Source organism: Variovorax sp. P2_H12 (genome assembly GCF_056403395.1).
The window spans coordinates 97,339-110,999 of sequence record NZ_JBFUFO010000041.1; the positions used below are offsets into that span (position 1 = coordinate 97,339).

The 13,661-nt window shown below is 69.1% G+C and carries 13 protein-coding genes; 7 read left to right on the forward strand and 6 right to left on the reverse strand.

The window, feature by feature from the left end; all coding sequences use genetic code 11:
- The first annotated feature begins 14 nt into the window (after positions 1–14).
- The 6 genes from AC1DYK_RS28095 to urtE all read left to right on the forward strand — a co-directional run bounded on the left by AC1DYK_RS28095 (position 15) and on the right by urtE (position 7,160).
- Positions 15–1,067, forward strand: a complete 1,053-nt coding sequence (locus AC1DYK_RS28095; RefSeq protein WP_478169274.1) for an extracellular catalytic domain type 1 short-chain-length polyhydroxyalkanoate depolymerase — start codon at positions 15–17, stop codon at positions 1,065–1,067.
- 342 nt (positions 1,068–1,409) lie between these two features.
- Complete coding sequence (gene urtA, locus AC1DYK_RS28100; protein ID WP_478169275.1) at positions 1,410–2,678, forward strand: urea ABC transporter substrate-binding protein; 1,269 nt, start codon at positions 1,410–1,412, stop codon at positions 2,676–2,678.
- A 123-nt stretch (positions 2,679–2,801) separates the two neighbouring features.
- Positions 2,802–4,382: an urea ABC transporter permease subunit UrtB gene (gene urtB / locus AC1DYK_RS28105; RefSeq protein WP_478169276.1), complete on the forward strand. Its 1,581-nt coding sequence runs from the start codon at positions 2,802–2,804 to the stop codon at positions 4,380–4,382.
- Positions 4,379–5,590, forward strand: a complete 1,212-nt coding sequence (gene urtC / locus AC1DYK_RS28110) for an urea ABC transporter permease subunit UrtC (protein ID WP_478169277.1) — start codon at positions 4,379–4,381, stop codon at positions 5,588–5,590. The genes urtB and urtC overlap by 4 nt, the downstream gene beginning before the upstream one ends.
- Positions 5,587–6,465 (forward strand): urea ABC transporter ATP-binding protein UrtD, encoded by an 879-nt coding sequence (urtD, locus tag AC1DYK_RS28115; RefSeq protein ID WP_478169278.1) that lies wholly within the window; start codon positions 5,587–5,589, stop codon positions 6,463–6,465. The genes urtC and urtD overlap by 4 nt, the downstream gene beginning before the upstream one ends.
- A gap of 14 nt (positions 6,466–6,479) precedes the next feature.
- The gene (gene urtE / locus AC1DYK_RS28120) at positions 6,480–7,160 is read left to right on the forward strand and encodes an urea ABC transporter ATP-binding subunit UrtE (RefSeq protein ID WP_478169306.1); all 681 of its coding nucleotides are present in this window, start codon (positions 6,480–6,482) and stop codon (positions 7,158–7,160) included.
- Here the strand turns inward: urtE and AC1DYK_RS28125 are convergent, their stop codons facing one another.
- Together AC1DYK_RS28125 and AC1DYK_RS28130 are read right to left on the reverse strand one after the other, a co-directional pair.
- Positions 7,161–7,838 (reverse strand): anti-sigma factor family protein, encoded by a 678-nt coding sequence (locus tag AC1DYK_RS28125; RefSeq protein ID WP_478169279.1) that lies wholly within the window; start codon positions 7,836–7,838, stop codon positions 7,161–7,163.
- The gene (locus AC1DYK_RS28130; protein WP_478169280.1) at positions 7,825–8,382 is read right to left on the reverse strand and encodes a sigma-70 family RNA polymerase sigma factor; all 558 of its coding nucleotides are present in this window, start codon (positions 8,380–8,382) and stop codon (positions 7,825–7,827) included. Before AC1DYK_RS28130 ends, AC1DYK_RS28125 begins: the two co-directional genes overlap by 14 nt.
- Positions 8,383–8,512: 130 nt before the next feature.
- On the opposite strand from AC1DYK_RS28130, the gene AC1DYK_RS28135 reads away from it, so the two are divergent.
- Positions 8,513–9,724 (forward strand): YVTN family beta-propeller repeat protein, encoded by a 1,212-nt coding sequence (locus AC1DYK_RS28135; RefSeq protein ID WP_478169281.1) that lies wholly within the window; start codon positions 8,513–8,515, stop codon positions 9,722–9,724.
- On the opposite strand, the gene AC1DYK_RS28140 is transcribed toward AC1DYK_RS28135, so the two are convergent.
- The 4 genes from AC1DYK_RS28140 to AC1DYK_RS28155 form a co-directional block, all read right to left on the reverse strand.
- Positions 9,705–11,129 (reverse strand): MFS transporter, encoded by a 1,425-nt coding sequence (locus AC1DYK_RS28140; protein WP_478169282.1) that lies wholly within the window; start codon positions 11,127–11,129, stop codon positions 9,705–9,707. The two genes, AC1DYK_RS28135 and AC1DYK_RS28140, sit on opposite strands and share 20 nt — an antisense overlap.
- 70 nt (positions 11,130–11,199) lie before the next feature.
- A complete protein-coding gene (locus AC1DYK_RS28145; protein WP_478169283.1) occupies positions 11,200–12,030 on the reverse strand; it encodes an urease accessory protein UreD in 831 nt (276 codons plus the stop codon).
- Between the two features lie 32 nt (positions 12,031–12,062).
- On the reverse strand, positions 12,063–12,584 hold the full coding sequence (locus AC1DYK_RS28150; protein WP_478169284.1) for a nucleoside deaminase: 522 nt from the start codon (positions 12,582–12,584) through the stop codon (positions 12,063–12,065).
- Entirely contained in the window at positions 12,581–13,609 is a 1,029-nt protein-coding gene (locus AC1DYK_RS28155) for an ABC transporter substrate-binding protein (RefSeq protein ID WP_478169285.1), read from the reverse strand. Before AC1DYK_RS28155 ends, AC1DYK_RS28150 begins: the two co-directional genes overlap by 4 nt.
- Between the last annotated feature and the right edge of the window lie 52 nt (positions 13,610–13,661).

Here is a 13,661-nt window from a genome sequence, read left to right on the forward strand (position 1 = left end):
CCCGTCCCGCCCCCATGTCCCGCCGTTCGCTCTCTCCGCTGACACGTGCCTACGCGCGCAACCTGAAAGCGCTCACCAAGGCCACCAAGGCCACGCTGGGCAGCGGCAAGCGGATCGCCAGCCGGGTCCGGAGCGCGGCGGCCAGTCAACTCAAGCCGCCGCCGGGACGCGGTGACTGGATCGCGGGGGCGGCGCTGGGCCCGGGCGGGGCGCGGCGCTATCACCTCTACCGTCCGCCGGCTCTCGCGCTTGAGCCCGGCGAGAAACTGCCGCTCATGGTCATGCTGCACGGCTGCGGCCAGACCGGGCGCGATTTCGCGGTCAGCACGCGCATGAACCGCATCGCCGACCGCGAGCGCTTCCTGGTGCTCTACCCCGAGCAGGATCGGCTGGCCAATGCGCAGGGCTGCTGGAACTGGTACGACCGCCGCTCGGGCAAGGCCGATGCCGAGGCCGCCACGCTGATGGCCGCGGTCGACCAGGTGCTGCTGCTCTATCCGGCCGACCGCGAGCGCGTGGCGGTCGCCGGGCTGTCCGCCGGCGCCAGCATGGCGGCCTTGCTGGGCACGCGCTATCCGGCGCGCTTCAAGGCGATCGCGATGCACTCGGGCGTGGCGCCCGGAGCGGCCAGATCGCCCGCCACGGCGCTTGGCGCCATGCGCGGCCAGCACGTGCCGCCGATGCCGGCGACCGCGGTCGGCAAGGCGATGGGTGCCGCGGCGGTCTTCACCACGCTGCCGCCGCTGCTCGTGCTGCACGGCGACGCCGACAGCGTGGTGTCGGCGAGCAACGCCGGCAGCACCGCGACGGTCTGGGCGGTCGCCACCGGAGCCAAGCCCGGTGCCGCCCGCCTGCTGCAGAGAGGCAAGCGCCATCCGATGCGCATCACCGACTACACGCGACGCGGCCGCACGGCGGTCACGCTGTGCGAGATCGCGGGCCTGGGGCATGCCTGGAGCGGCGGCGCGGCCAGCATGCATTTCAGCGACGCGGCCGGGCCTGACGCGTCGAAGCTGGTGTGGGCCTTCGCGGCGCGCCAGTTCCGGGAGACCGCGCCGCGGTCATAGCGTCGACCTGAGCTGGTCGCACAGCCGAAGAACAAGCCCAGCGCCTGTGCCTGGCCGGCGCAGCCAGGCCCGTCGGTGAAACAGCGCGGAACCGGCTCCGCCGGGCCGCAGGTGTTGCCCCCGGTAGGGGGCTGAGGAGCCGCGGCTCCAAGCCTGCCTGCGCAGGCTTGGACGGCTCCGAAGAGCCGCTGCCTCTGGCAGCGACTCGAGGCGGGCGACACGAAGTGCGGGGCAACCTGGGGGCGAGCAACAACCTGTACGCCACCCGGCGTATTTCCGCGGCGTTCCCCAATCCGCAGACTCCTCTCCATCGTCCAACCACACCAGGAGAAGGTAGTCACCATGCAACGTCGTTTCACACTCAAGGCGCTCAGCGCCGCCGTCGCTTTTGCGAGCCTCGGCGCTGCGCCTGCGTTCGCGCAGGACACCATCAAGGTCGGCGTGCTGCATTCGCTGTCCGGCACCATGGCGATCTCGGAGACCGTGTTGAAGGACACGGTGCTGATGGCCATCGACGACATCAACGCCAAGGGCGGCGTGCTCGGCAAGAAGCTCGAGCCCGTGGTGGTCGACCCGGCCTCCAATTGGCCGCTGTTCGCCGAGAAGACCAAGCAGCTGCTGGGCCAGGACAAGGTTTCCGTGATCTTCGGTTGCTGGACCTCGGTCTCGCGCAAGTCGGTGCTGCCGGTGGTCGAGGAAATGAACGGCCTGCTGTTCTATCCCGTGCAGTACGAGGGCGAAGAGCTCAGCAAGAATGTCTTCTACACCGGCGCGGCGCCCAACCAGCAAGCCATCCCGGCGGTCGACTACCTGATGAGCAAGGAGGGCGGCGGCGCCAAGCGCTGGGTCCTGCTGGGCACCGACTACGTCTATCCGCGCACCACCAACAAGATCCTGCGCGCCTACCTGAAGAGCAAGGGCGTGAAGGATGCCGACATCGACGAGAAGTACACCCCCTTCGGCCACAGCGACTACCAGACCATCGTCGCCGACATCAAGAAGTTCTCGGCCGGCGGCAAGACCGCGGTGGTCTCGACCATCAACGGCGACTCCAACGTGCCCTTCTACAAGGAACTCGGCAACGCCGGCCTGAAGGCCAAGGACGTGCCCGTGGTGGCCTTCTCGGTGGGCGAGGAAGAACTGCGCGGCGTCGACACCAAGCCGCTGGTCGGCCACCTGGCCGCCTGGAACTACTTCATGAGCCTGAAGAACCCGACCAACACGGCCTTCATCAAGCAGTGGAGCGACTACGCCAAGGCCAAGAACATCCCGGGCCACAAGGACAAGCCGCTGACCAACGACCCGATGGAAGCCACCTGGATCGGCATCCACATGTGGAAGCAGGCGGTCGAGAAGGCCAAGAGCACCGACACCGACAAGGTGATCGCGGCGATGGCTGGCCAGACCTTCAACGCACCCTCGGGCATCGTCTCGAAGATGGACGAGAAGAACCACCACCTGCACAAGAGCGTGTTCATCGGCGAGATCAAGGCCGACGGGCAGTTCAACGTGGTCTGGAAGACGCCGGGTCCGGTCAAGGCCAAGCCGTGGAGCCCGTTCATCGAAGGCAACGACAAGAAGCCCGATCAGCCTGCCGGAAAGTCGATGTAACTGGACCACCCTCGAATCGCTCACTTCGTGTAGCGAGTCCCCCCTCAAGGGGGCAACACCAGCGGCCCGGCGGAGCCGGTTCCGCGGTGTTTCTGGAACAGAGAGAACGCCGTCTTCACACTTATGCGCTTCATTCCATCTTGCGCGGCGGCGTTCATGCTGCTGGCGGCTGCTCCCGGCTACGCGCTGACCGCTGACGAGGCGAAGGCCATCGCATCGGGCGAGTCGGAGGCCCGCATCGCGGCGCTCAACCAGGCCGTCCTCACGGCCGACGACAAGACCGCCGCCTTCATCCAGGCGATGTCGGATGACGCGGTGAAGTACACGGCCGACAAGGTCTTCGTCCTCAGGGACGAGAAGGCCTACGACCCGGTCACCGGCGCCGAGCAGAAGCTGCCCGACGACGCCGAGGACGTGGTCAACAACAACCTGATGCGCGGCGCGCTGGATGCCGCGCAGGCCGCGCTCAAGCTCACGAGCAAGGACGACGCGGTGCGCGCCGAGGCCGCGCAGGCGCTGTTCAAGGAGCCCGACGAGTCGCGCCTGCCGATGGTCGAGAAGGCGCTGGCCGCCGAAACCAATCCCGGGATCAAGGCACAGCTCGAACTGGTGCGTGCCGCCAGCATGCTCACGAGCACCGACAAGGGCAAGCGCCTGGCCGCCGCCAGCGACCTCGGCGCCAGCCGCAGCCCCGACACGAAGCTGCTGCTGAACCAGCGGCTCGCCGACGAGACCGAGGCCGACGTCAAGGCCGCCATCCTGGCCTCGATCCGCAGCATCGACGGCTCGCTGGTCTGGGGCGACCGCATCAACGCGATCTTCAGCGGCATCAGCCTGGGCTCGGTGCTGCTGCTGGCCGCGCTCGGCCTGGCGATCACCTACGGCCTGATGGGCGTGATCAACATGGCGCACGGCGAGCTGATGATGATCGGCGCCTACGCCACCTACGTGATGCAGGGCCTGTTCCAGCGCTACCTGCCCGAGTCGGCCTTCGGCTGGTACCTGGTGGCGGCGATTCCGGTCGCCTTCCTGGCCTCGGCGCTGGTGGGCGCGGTGCTGGAGCGCGGCGTCATCCGCTTCCTGTATGGCCGGCCGCTCGAGACGCTGCTGGCCACCTGGGGCATCTCGCTGATGCTGCAGCAGCTGGTGCGTTCGATCTTCGGCGCCCAGAACGTCGGCGTCGAGAACCCGTCCTGGATGAGCGGCGGCCTGACCATGCTGAGCAACGTCACGCTGCCCTGGAACCGCATCTGCATCATCGTCTTCGCGGGCCTGGTGCTGCTCGCGATGGGCTGGCTGATCGGCCGCACGCGGCTCGGGCTGTTCGTGCGCGGCGTCACCCAGAACCGTCCGATCGCCTCCTGCATGGGCGTCAACACCGCGCGCATCGACACCTACGCCTTCGCGCTCGGCTCGGGCATCGCGGGGCTGGCGGGCTGTGCGCTGTCGCAGATTGGCAATGTCGGCCCGGACCTGGGCCAGAGCTACATCGTCGACTCGTTCATGGTGGTCGTGATGGGCGGCGTCGGCCAGCTCGCGGGCACGGTGTACGCGGCGATGGGCCTCGGCATCCTGAACAAGTTCATCGAAGGCTGGGCCGGCGCGGTGCTCGCGAAGATCGCGGTGCTGGTCTTCATCATCATCTTCATCCAGAAGCGGCCGCAAGGGATCTTCGCAATGAAAGGCCGGAGCGCCGAGGCATGAGCAAAGCTGTACTACCTTCCAAGGGACCGTTGCTCAGCGGCAAGGGCTGGACCGTCTTCTTCGTCGCGCTGATCGTGGTCTGCGCCTTGGCGCCGGTGCTCAACATCGTGGTGCCCGCGGGCAGCGCGCTGCACCTGAGCGACTACGCGGTGGCGCTGGTCGGCAAGATCATGTGCTACGCCATCTGTGCACTGGCGATGGACCTGATCTGGGGCTACACCGGCATCCTGTCGCTGGGCCATGGCCTGTTCTTCGCGCTCGGCGGCTACATGATGGGCATGTACCTCATGCGCCAGATCGGCCGCGACGGCAACTACAAGAGCGACCTGCCGGACTTCATGGTGTTCCTCGACTGGAAGACGCTGCCCTGGCACTGGACCTTCAGCGACAGCTTCATCGCCACGCTGATCCTGATCGTCGCCGTACCGGGCCTGATCGCCTTCGTGTTCGGCTTCTTCGCCTTCCGCTCGCGCATCAAGGGCGTGTATTTCTCGATCATCACGCAGGCCATGACCTTTGCGGCGATGCTGCTGTTCTTCCGCAACGAGACCGGCTTCGGCGGCAACAACGGCTTCACCGACTTCAAGCGCATCCTGGGCATTCCGATCCAGACCCAGGAGATGCGCATGACCCTGTTCGCGCTGACCGGCCTCACGCTGCTGGGCTGCTTCCTGTTCTCGAAGTGGCTGATCGCGAGCAAGTTCGGCCGCGTGCTGCAGGCCATCCGCGATGCCGAGACGCGCGTGATGTTCTCGGGCTACAACCCGCTGGGCTACAAGCTCACGATCTGGGTCATCTCGGCCATCATGTGCGGCGTGGCGGGCGCGCTCTACGTGCCGCAGGTCGGCATCATCAACCCGGGCGAGATGAGCGCCGCCAACTCGATCGAGATCGCGATCTGGGCCGCGGTCGGCGGCCGGGCCACGCTGATCGGACCGATCATCGGCGCGTTCATCGTCAACGGTGCGAAGAGCTGGCTCACGGTGGCCTACCCCGAGTACTGGCTCTACTTCCTCGGTGCGCTGTTCATCGCGGTCACCTTGTTCCTGCCGAACGGCATCGTCGGACTGGTGAACAACTGGAGGTCCAGGGCCAAGGCGCCGCGCGAAGGCCGCCGCGAGGCGCAGCGCGCCGTGGCGGTCGAGCAGGGCGTCGAGCCCGTGGCATTGCCGCCGCTGGCGGTCGAAGCGAAGGGGGCCCGCGCATGACGCCCGACCTGATGGACGCCGGTGCCGAGCGCATTGCCCGCCACGTAGGCGCGGCCGATCACGCCTTGCAGACCGAATCCGGCGGCCGCGCCGCGGGCTATGGACGACACGCCACCGCGGGCGAGGTCGACACGACGCACGGCCGCATCCTCTACCTCGAAGATGTCAGCGTCAGCTTCGACGGCTTCAAGGCGATCAACAAGCTCTCGCTCGACATCGCGCCGGGCGAGCTGCGCTGCATCATCGGGCCGAACGGCGCCGGCAAGACCACGATGATGGACATCATCACCGGCAAGACGCGGCCCGACGAGGGCACGGTGTTCTTCGGCAGCACCATCGACCTGCTGCGCCACAAGGAGGCCGAGATCGCGCAGCTCGGCATCGGACGCAAGTTCCAGAAGCCGACGGTGTTCGAGCACCTGACCGTGTTCGAGAACCTCGAGCTGGCGCTCAAGACCGACAAGGGCGTCAAGGCGTCGATGCTGTTCAGGCTGGATTCGGCGCAGGCGGATCGGCTCGCGGAGGTGCTGCACACGATCCACCTGGAAGGCAGCGTGCTGCGCCTGGCCGGCAACCTGAGCCACGGCCAGAAGCAGTGGCTGGAGATCGGCATGCTGCTGATGCAGGACCCGAAGCTGCTGCTGCTCGACGAACCGGTGGCGGGCATGACCGACGAGGAGACCGCGCGCACGGCCGAGCTGTTCCTGAGCCTGAAGGGCAAGCATTCGCTGATGGTCGTGGAGCACGACATGAGCTTCATCCGGACTATCTCGGAGATCGTCACGGTGCTGTGCGACGGGTCGGTGCTGGCGCAAGGCACGCTCGACGAGGTGCAGGCCGACGAGCGGGTGATCGAGGTCTATCTTGGGCGGTGAGTCGATCACTTTCCTTGCTGGAGGCGGGGGCCGGGTCTCGCCCCGGCGGGCGAGACAAAGAAAAGTGCGAAGCTCGCCTGGGCAAGGTCACGGTGCTGCTGGGCCGCAACGGCGTCGGCAAGACCACGCTGCTCAAGTCGCTGATGGGCCTGGTGCCGATCAAGAGCGGCAGCATCGAGTTCGACGGCGCGCCGATCCAGAAGAAGACGCCCTACGAGCGCGCCCGCGCCGGCATGGGCTTCGTTCCGCAGGGCCGCGAGATCTTCGCGCGCCTGACGGTCGAGGAGAACCTGCGCATGGGCCTGGCCTACAAGCCGGGCTCGACGCCGGTTCCGCCGGAGCTGTACGAGCTGTTCCCGGTGCTCAAGCAGATGCTGAACCGGCGCGGCGGCGACCTGTCCGGCGGCCAGCAGCAACAGCTCGCGATTGCCCGCGCGCTGGCGCCTAGCCCCAAGCTGCTCATCCTCGACGAGCCCACCGAGGGCATCCAGCCGAGCATCATCAAGGACATCGGCCGCGTGATCCGCATGCTGGCCGACCGCGGCGACATGGCGATCGTGCTGTGCGAGCAGTACTACGACTTCGCGCAGGAACTGGCCGACGACTACCTCGTGATGGAACGCGGCGAAGTCATCGCGCGCGGCCTCGGCAAGGACATGGAAGCCAACGGCGTGCGTCAGCTGGTCGCGATCTGATCAGCGCGCGGCAGGTGCGGCCGCCGCCATCCTTTCGCTGGCGAGCGCGGCGAAGGCCCGCAGCTCCGAGGCGTTGAGGTCCGAGACGGCCCAGGCCTGCATCCCGCCCTGGGCCCAGTGCACGAGGTTGTAGCCGCGCCGTGCCAGCAGCCGAGGCGCGCTCGATGTCCCCTGTGCTGCCGGCCAGACGAACAGGTTGATCACGTGCGGACCCGACCGGTAGACCAATGCGGCAACCGGATGGCCGTCGACGACATCGAGGCGGCCGCCGGCCAGCGGCATGCCCTCGGCCGCGAGATCGATCACCGGCGGTGAGAAATCCAGCTTGCCGGCGAACCAGGGCTTGACGGTGTGCTGGTCGGTGGAGGCCACGTCGGCGAGGTGCGAGGCCATCAAGGAGCGGACATGGCTGTCGGTGACGGCCTCGCTCGTCGCATCCTGCACAGGCACCACCAGCAGCGCGAGCGCCAGGCCCCAGGCGGTCGCCGCGCCGGCGCCGAACAGCGCGAAGGCCTGGAGCCAGCGGCCCGACACGGGCGCGCGCCGGGGACGAGCGGGGGGCGCCTGCCCGCCTTGCAGATCGGCACGGATGCGCTCGGCCAGCGCCGCGGGCGGCGCATGCCGCGTGCCCTCGCGCCGGATCATCGCGCCCAGATCGTCGTCTTCAACTGCTTGCATCACGCCTTCCTTCCCGTTGTCCGTGCGGCGCTTCCGCCTGCAGCGCGGTGCGCAGCAAGGCCCGTGCGCGCGACAGCCGCGACATCACCGTGCCGATCGGAACGCCGGCGATGCGTGCGATGTCTTCGTACGACATCTCCTCCAGTTCGCGCAGCACGATGACTTCGCGGAACGACGGCGCCAGCGCCTCGATCGCGGCGTTGATCCGTTGGCCGCGCGTGCGCTGTTCCCAGACCACCGCGGGATCGCCGAGGTTCCCGGGCGCGTCGCCGCCGCTGTCGCGCAGCTCGTCGAACTCGACCTGGTCGGCCAGGTGCCGGTGCTGGCGCATGCAGTCGTAGCAGGCGTTGCGCACGATGCCCAGCAGCCAGGGCCGGGCCTGCTCGCCGCGCAGGTCGTCGTAGAAGCGGAAAGCGCGCAAGTAGGCGTCCTGCACTGCGTCCTCCGCCTGGCGCTCGTCGCGCAGCAGCCAGCGCGCGAGGTTGTACGCGGCAGGCAGATGCGGCAGGGCCGCGGCCTCGAATCGACGGGTGCGATCGGTCACCGGATTCCTTCCCCTGCTTGACGGGCCGAAGCCGCTCTTTATTCCGGGGGTCGGGAATAGCCAGGGCGCCGGGGCCGTCATGCCTGGTGTCGATTCTGTTCCTTTCCCCCCCTTGTTCAGGAGTCCCACCATGAAGCTGAAGCCGATACTTGCCGCCGCGCTGGCTGCCCTGCTGCTGGCCAACCCCGCCTTTGCCGCCGGCGCCAAGGCCTATGTGGGCAATTTCAAGGACGACACGGTCAGCGTGATCGACACCGCCGCCCAGCGCCTCGTCGCGACGGTGCCGGTGGCCGCGGGTCCCGACGGCATCGTGGTCGCCCGCAATGATCGCCAGGTCTTCGTCAGCGGCGCCAGCGGGTCCAGTCTCAGCGTGATCGACACCGCGAGCGATCGCATCAGCGGCACCGTGGAGGTCGGCAAGGGGCCCCAGGGCCTGGCCATCACGCCCGACGGACGGTGGCTGCTGGTGGCCGTGAATGGCGAGGACCGGGTGGCCTTCGTCGATGTGGCGACGCATGCGGTGGCGGCGACCGTGCCGGTGGCCAAGCCGCACACGCTCGCGGTCGGACCCGACGGCAGGAAGGCCTACGTCTCCTCGCAGGCACCGGGCAGCTTCGCGCTGGTGGTGATCGATCTGGCGACGCGCAAGGTCGCCGCGAGCGTGCCGGTCGAGAAGACGCCGCGCGACCTCGAATTCAGCCCCGACGGCAAGATGCTCTACGTGACGCTGGCCGGCGTCAGCGCGGTGCAGGTGTTCGACGCCGCGTCGAACAAGCCGGTGGCGCAGATCCCCACCGGCGTCTCGCCCCATGTGGCGCATCTGTTCGCGGGCGCCCGGGCCGGCGTCGTGGTGGTCCAGGGGCCGGGCGAGCTGATGCTGTTCGACCCGGCAACCCAGGCACCCAGCGGCAGCATCGCGGTCGGCAAGCAGCCGCACTGGGTCGACGTCCTGCCCGGCGGCAAGAAGGTGCTCGTGACCAACGAAGGGTCCAACGACGTCAGCCTGGTCGACCTCGCGGGCGGCCCGGTGGTCACCATCGCGGTGGGCAACGCACCGCGCAAGGTGGCGGTGCAGCACCGGGCCGGGAGCGGCGCCCGGGTCTCGATCGAGAACTTCGCCTTCGGGCCTGCGCTGCTCGCGATCCACGCCGGCGACAGCGTGACCTGGACCAACGACGACGGCGCGCCGCACGGCCTCGCGTTCGCCGACGGCGCGCCGGGCATGGCGCTGATGCTGCCGGGCCAGAGCTTCAGCCGGGCCTTCCCGATGCCGGGGGCCTACGACTATGTCTGCGCGGTGCATCCGTACATGACGGCGCGGGTCACGGTGGGGGCGCAGTGAGCGGCGGCGCGACCTCCTCGAGCGGCTTGCGTTCCGCGTCGACCGCGAAGCGCAGCGCCAGCAGCCCGGCGATGATGACGAGCCCGGCGCCGATCGCGTAGCCGATGGCGACCGCGCCGCGGCTGCCGGTCTCGATCAGGGCGCCGAACAGCCACGGCGCCACGAAGCCGCCGGCACCGGTGCCCACCGCATAGAAGATCGAGATCGCGACCGCGCGCATTTCGAGCGGAAACACCTCGCTGACCGTGAGGTAGGCCGAGCTGGCCGCGGCGGAGGCGAGGAAGAACACCGCCGACCAGCACAGGGCCTGGCTGCGGGCGTCGAGCCAGCCCTGCATGAAGGCCCAGCCGGTCAGCGCCAGGCCGACACCCGAGAGCCCATAGGTCAGTGCGATCATCCGGCGCCGGCCGACGTGGTCGAACAGCGGGCCCAGCAGCAGCGGCCCCAGCACGTTGCCGAGCGCGAACGGAAAGATGTAGAGCGCCACCCGGCCTTCGGGCACGCCGTGGAAGCGCGTCAGCACCAGCGCGTAGGTGAAGAAGATCGCGTTGTAGAGGAAGGCCTGCGAGATCATCAGGGCCAGCGCCACCATGCTGCGCCGCGGGTAGCGCCGCAGCAGCACCTGCGCCACCTCGCGCCAGCCGGGGCCGGCCCGGCCGCCGAAGCTCACATGGCCGATTGCGGGAGGCAGTGCCCCATGCTGCGCCGTCACTTCGGCCTCGATGCCTTGCATGATGCGCTCGGCCTCGTCGGCACGGCCGTGCGCGATCAGCCAGCGCGGGCTCTCGGGAACGTTGCGGCGCACCAGCAGGATCGCCACGGCGAGCAGGGCGCCCAGCGCGAAGCCGGCGCGCCAGCCCCACACCGGCCCCAGCACCCGGGCGTCGAGCAGCCAGAGGCTGAGCCCGGCCCCCAGCCCCGCACCGATCCAGAAGCTGCCGTTGATGGCGAGGTTCACGCGACCGCGCACCCGCGCCGGGATCAGTTCGTCGATGGCCGAGTTGATCGCCGCATACTCGCCGCCGATGCCGAGCCCGGTGGCGAAGCGACACAGCGCGAAGAAGGCGAAATCGGGCGAGAAGGCGGTGGCCAGCGTCGCCGCCGCATAGAGCGCGAGCGTGACCAGGAACAGCTTCTTGCGGCCGAGGCGGTCCGCCAGGCGACCGAACGCCAATGCGCCGATGACCGCGCCGCCGACGTAGAGCGAGCCCGAGCCGCCGATCTGCGCGGCGCTCAGCCCCAGCGTGTCGGGCCGTTCGAGAACGCCGCCGATCGAGCCGACCAGCGTGACCTCGAGTCCGTCCAGCACCCAGGCCACGCCGAGCGCAATCACCACGCGCCAGTGCCAGCGCGACCAGGGCAGGCGGTCGAGACGGGCGGGGATGTCGGTGCGGGTCGCGCTCATTGGAGTACCTTCGCGCAACAGCGCTTCGGTATTCGCCTTGGGAGCGGCCCTGCGGCTCATCCCCGTTCGCCTACATCGACCAGATCCGCGGCGGCTGGCCGGACAGGCCCCAGAGCTCGGCGCGCCAGGCCTGCCAGACCTGCCGCAGCAGGTGCATCGCGGGTTCGACCACCGGCGCCAGGGTGCGCAGCACGATGATTCCGGGATGCGGGCTGGTGGCGCCCGCGCTTTCGCTCAGCGCGTGGGCCTCGATCAGCGACCGGGCGGCCTCCAGCGCGGCATCGCGTCGGGCGCGCTCCATCGGCGAGCCGGCGACGAAGAAGATCGAGGCCAGGCAGCGGTGGCCGGCCAGGCCCAGCGGACTCTGCAGCAGGCGCTGGTCGCGGGCATCGATGCGTCCGCGCTCCAGCCACACGCCGGGCGCCTCGATGTGCTGCTGCAGCGTGCCGAGCTCGAAGGGCTTGCCGGCATTCGGCAGGCCCAGCGCCGTGACGTCCCAGCCGATCAGCTCGGCGCCCGGGTCGACGCGCAAGCTCAGGCGGTTCTCGGCCCGGCAGCCGCTGTAGCAGATCGCCTCGAGCGGCAGCCATTCGAGCCGGGCGCCGGCCTCGACCACCAGCTCGGAGCGCTGCAGCGCGAGCTCGCCGTCCGAGCGATAGAAGCGCGAAGCGCCCGGCGTGGTGATCAGTCCGTGGCTGCCCGCCGCGGCACGCACGCGGAGGTCCAGCGTGTCGCCGCCGACCAGCCCGCCGGGCGGATGCACCAGCACGTTGTGGCAGACCGCATCGCCTTCGGGGTAGAGGCTCTGCAGGATGCGCAGCGGCCCGTCGTGGCGAAAGCGCGCCACGCTGCGCCGGGCTTCCAGCTGGTAGTCGAGGTCAAGTCGCGCGTGCCATGGCATGACGTGAAGTGTAGGGATCCCGGCGCCGGGCGTCAGGATTTCCAGGCGCCGACGTGGGCCGCCGCGGCCTCGTCGATCAACGCCGGACCGATGCATTCGATCGCATGGGCAGAGGCCCGGAAGACGTCGCGGCAGGACAGCTCGGCGTCGCGCTGGTCGGCGCGCTCGCCGCGGAACACGCGCAGCCGCTCGGCGTCGATGCCGAACACCACGCGGCCGATGTTGGCCCAGAAGATCGCGCCCGCGCACATCACGCAGGGCTCGCCCGACGAATAGATCGTGGCGCCGGCCAGCTCCTCGCGCGACAGCTTGCGTGCCCCGAGCAGGCGCACGGCATTGGTCTCGGCATGGCCGGTGACGTCGCCGGTCTCGGCGGTGTTGCAGTAGGCCTCGGCCAGCACCTCGCCGGCGGCCGAGACCACCACCGCACCGAAGGGCCGGTTGCCGCGCCGGCGCGCGGCGTGTGACCAGACGATGGCCTTGCGCAGGTAGCGGCCGTCGCGCTCGTCGAGTTTCTGTTCAGCGGGAAAGCTGTCGGAAGGCAGTGAACTCATGCCGGGATGCTACGTTCATTGCGCGCCGGCAGCATCGAGCTGTTGAAGATGGCATCGGCCGACGGCTTGTTCCGCAGCCCGAACACCTCGGCCACTTCGTCGACCTGCTGCTCGAGCAGCAGCTTCCTGATGTCGCCCAGGCCGTGCCCGCGTGTGTCGGCGGAGCCCACGTATTGCGCGGTGATGGCCCAGCGGGCGAGTTCGATCTTCGCGTCGAGAATCGGTTCGCGCTGGCGCATCGCCGCGACGCTCGGCGCCGGGTCGGCAAAGGTCTCGACGATCGCGCGGTTCGTCGCGCGCAGGAAAGCGGCCACCGCCTTCGGGTTCTGCGCGATCAGGTTGCTGCTGGCCAGGATCGCGTTGCCGTAGAGATTGACGCCGGCATCCGAATACTTCAGCACCGAGAGGTCCTCGGGCTTCATGCGCGCGAACAGCGAGATCGCCGAGTCGTGGAAGTAGGTGGCGGCATCGACATCGCCGCGCACCATCACGTTGTCGCGGGCGCTGAAGTCGGTGGTCTGCCACTGGAAGGCGTCGGCCTTCATGCCCTGCTTGCGCGCCACCATCGGCCAGGCGCGCCGCGTCGATTCGACCGCGGCCGCCGCGACCTTCTTGCCTTGCAGGCTCTTGAAGTCGGCGCCGATGCCGCGGTCCTTGCGGCCGATGATCACGAACGGTGCCCGGTTGTAGTACTGGTAGACCGCCTGCACCACGGGGGTGCCCGGATGCTGCGCATTGAACTCGATCAGCGAGCTGATGTCGCCGAGGCCGAGCTGGTAGACGCCGCTGGCGATGCGCGTGATCGAGGCCACCGAGCCGGCGCCGGTGTCGATCGTGACGTCGAGGCCCTCGTCCCGGTAGTAGCCCTTGCTCTCGGCCAGGAAGAAGGGCGCGGTCTGTGCGTTGATGCGGAAGTCGAGCGTGAACTTGAGCGGCGTCGGTTTGACGCCCTGCGCGAACAGGGCGGGTGCGGCGAGGGCGGCGGCGCTGGCTGCGCCGGTGGCGATGAAGGTGCGGCGTTGCATGGATGGGGCTCCTGGAAATCGTGGGTCCTGAGCACCTGCCGGACGGCGGGCG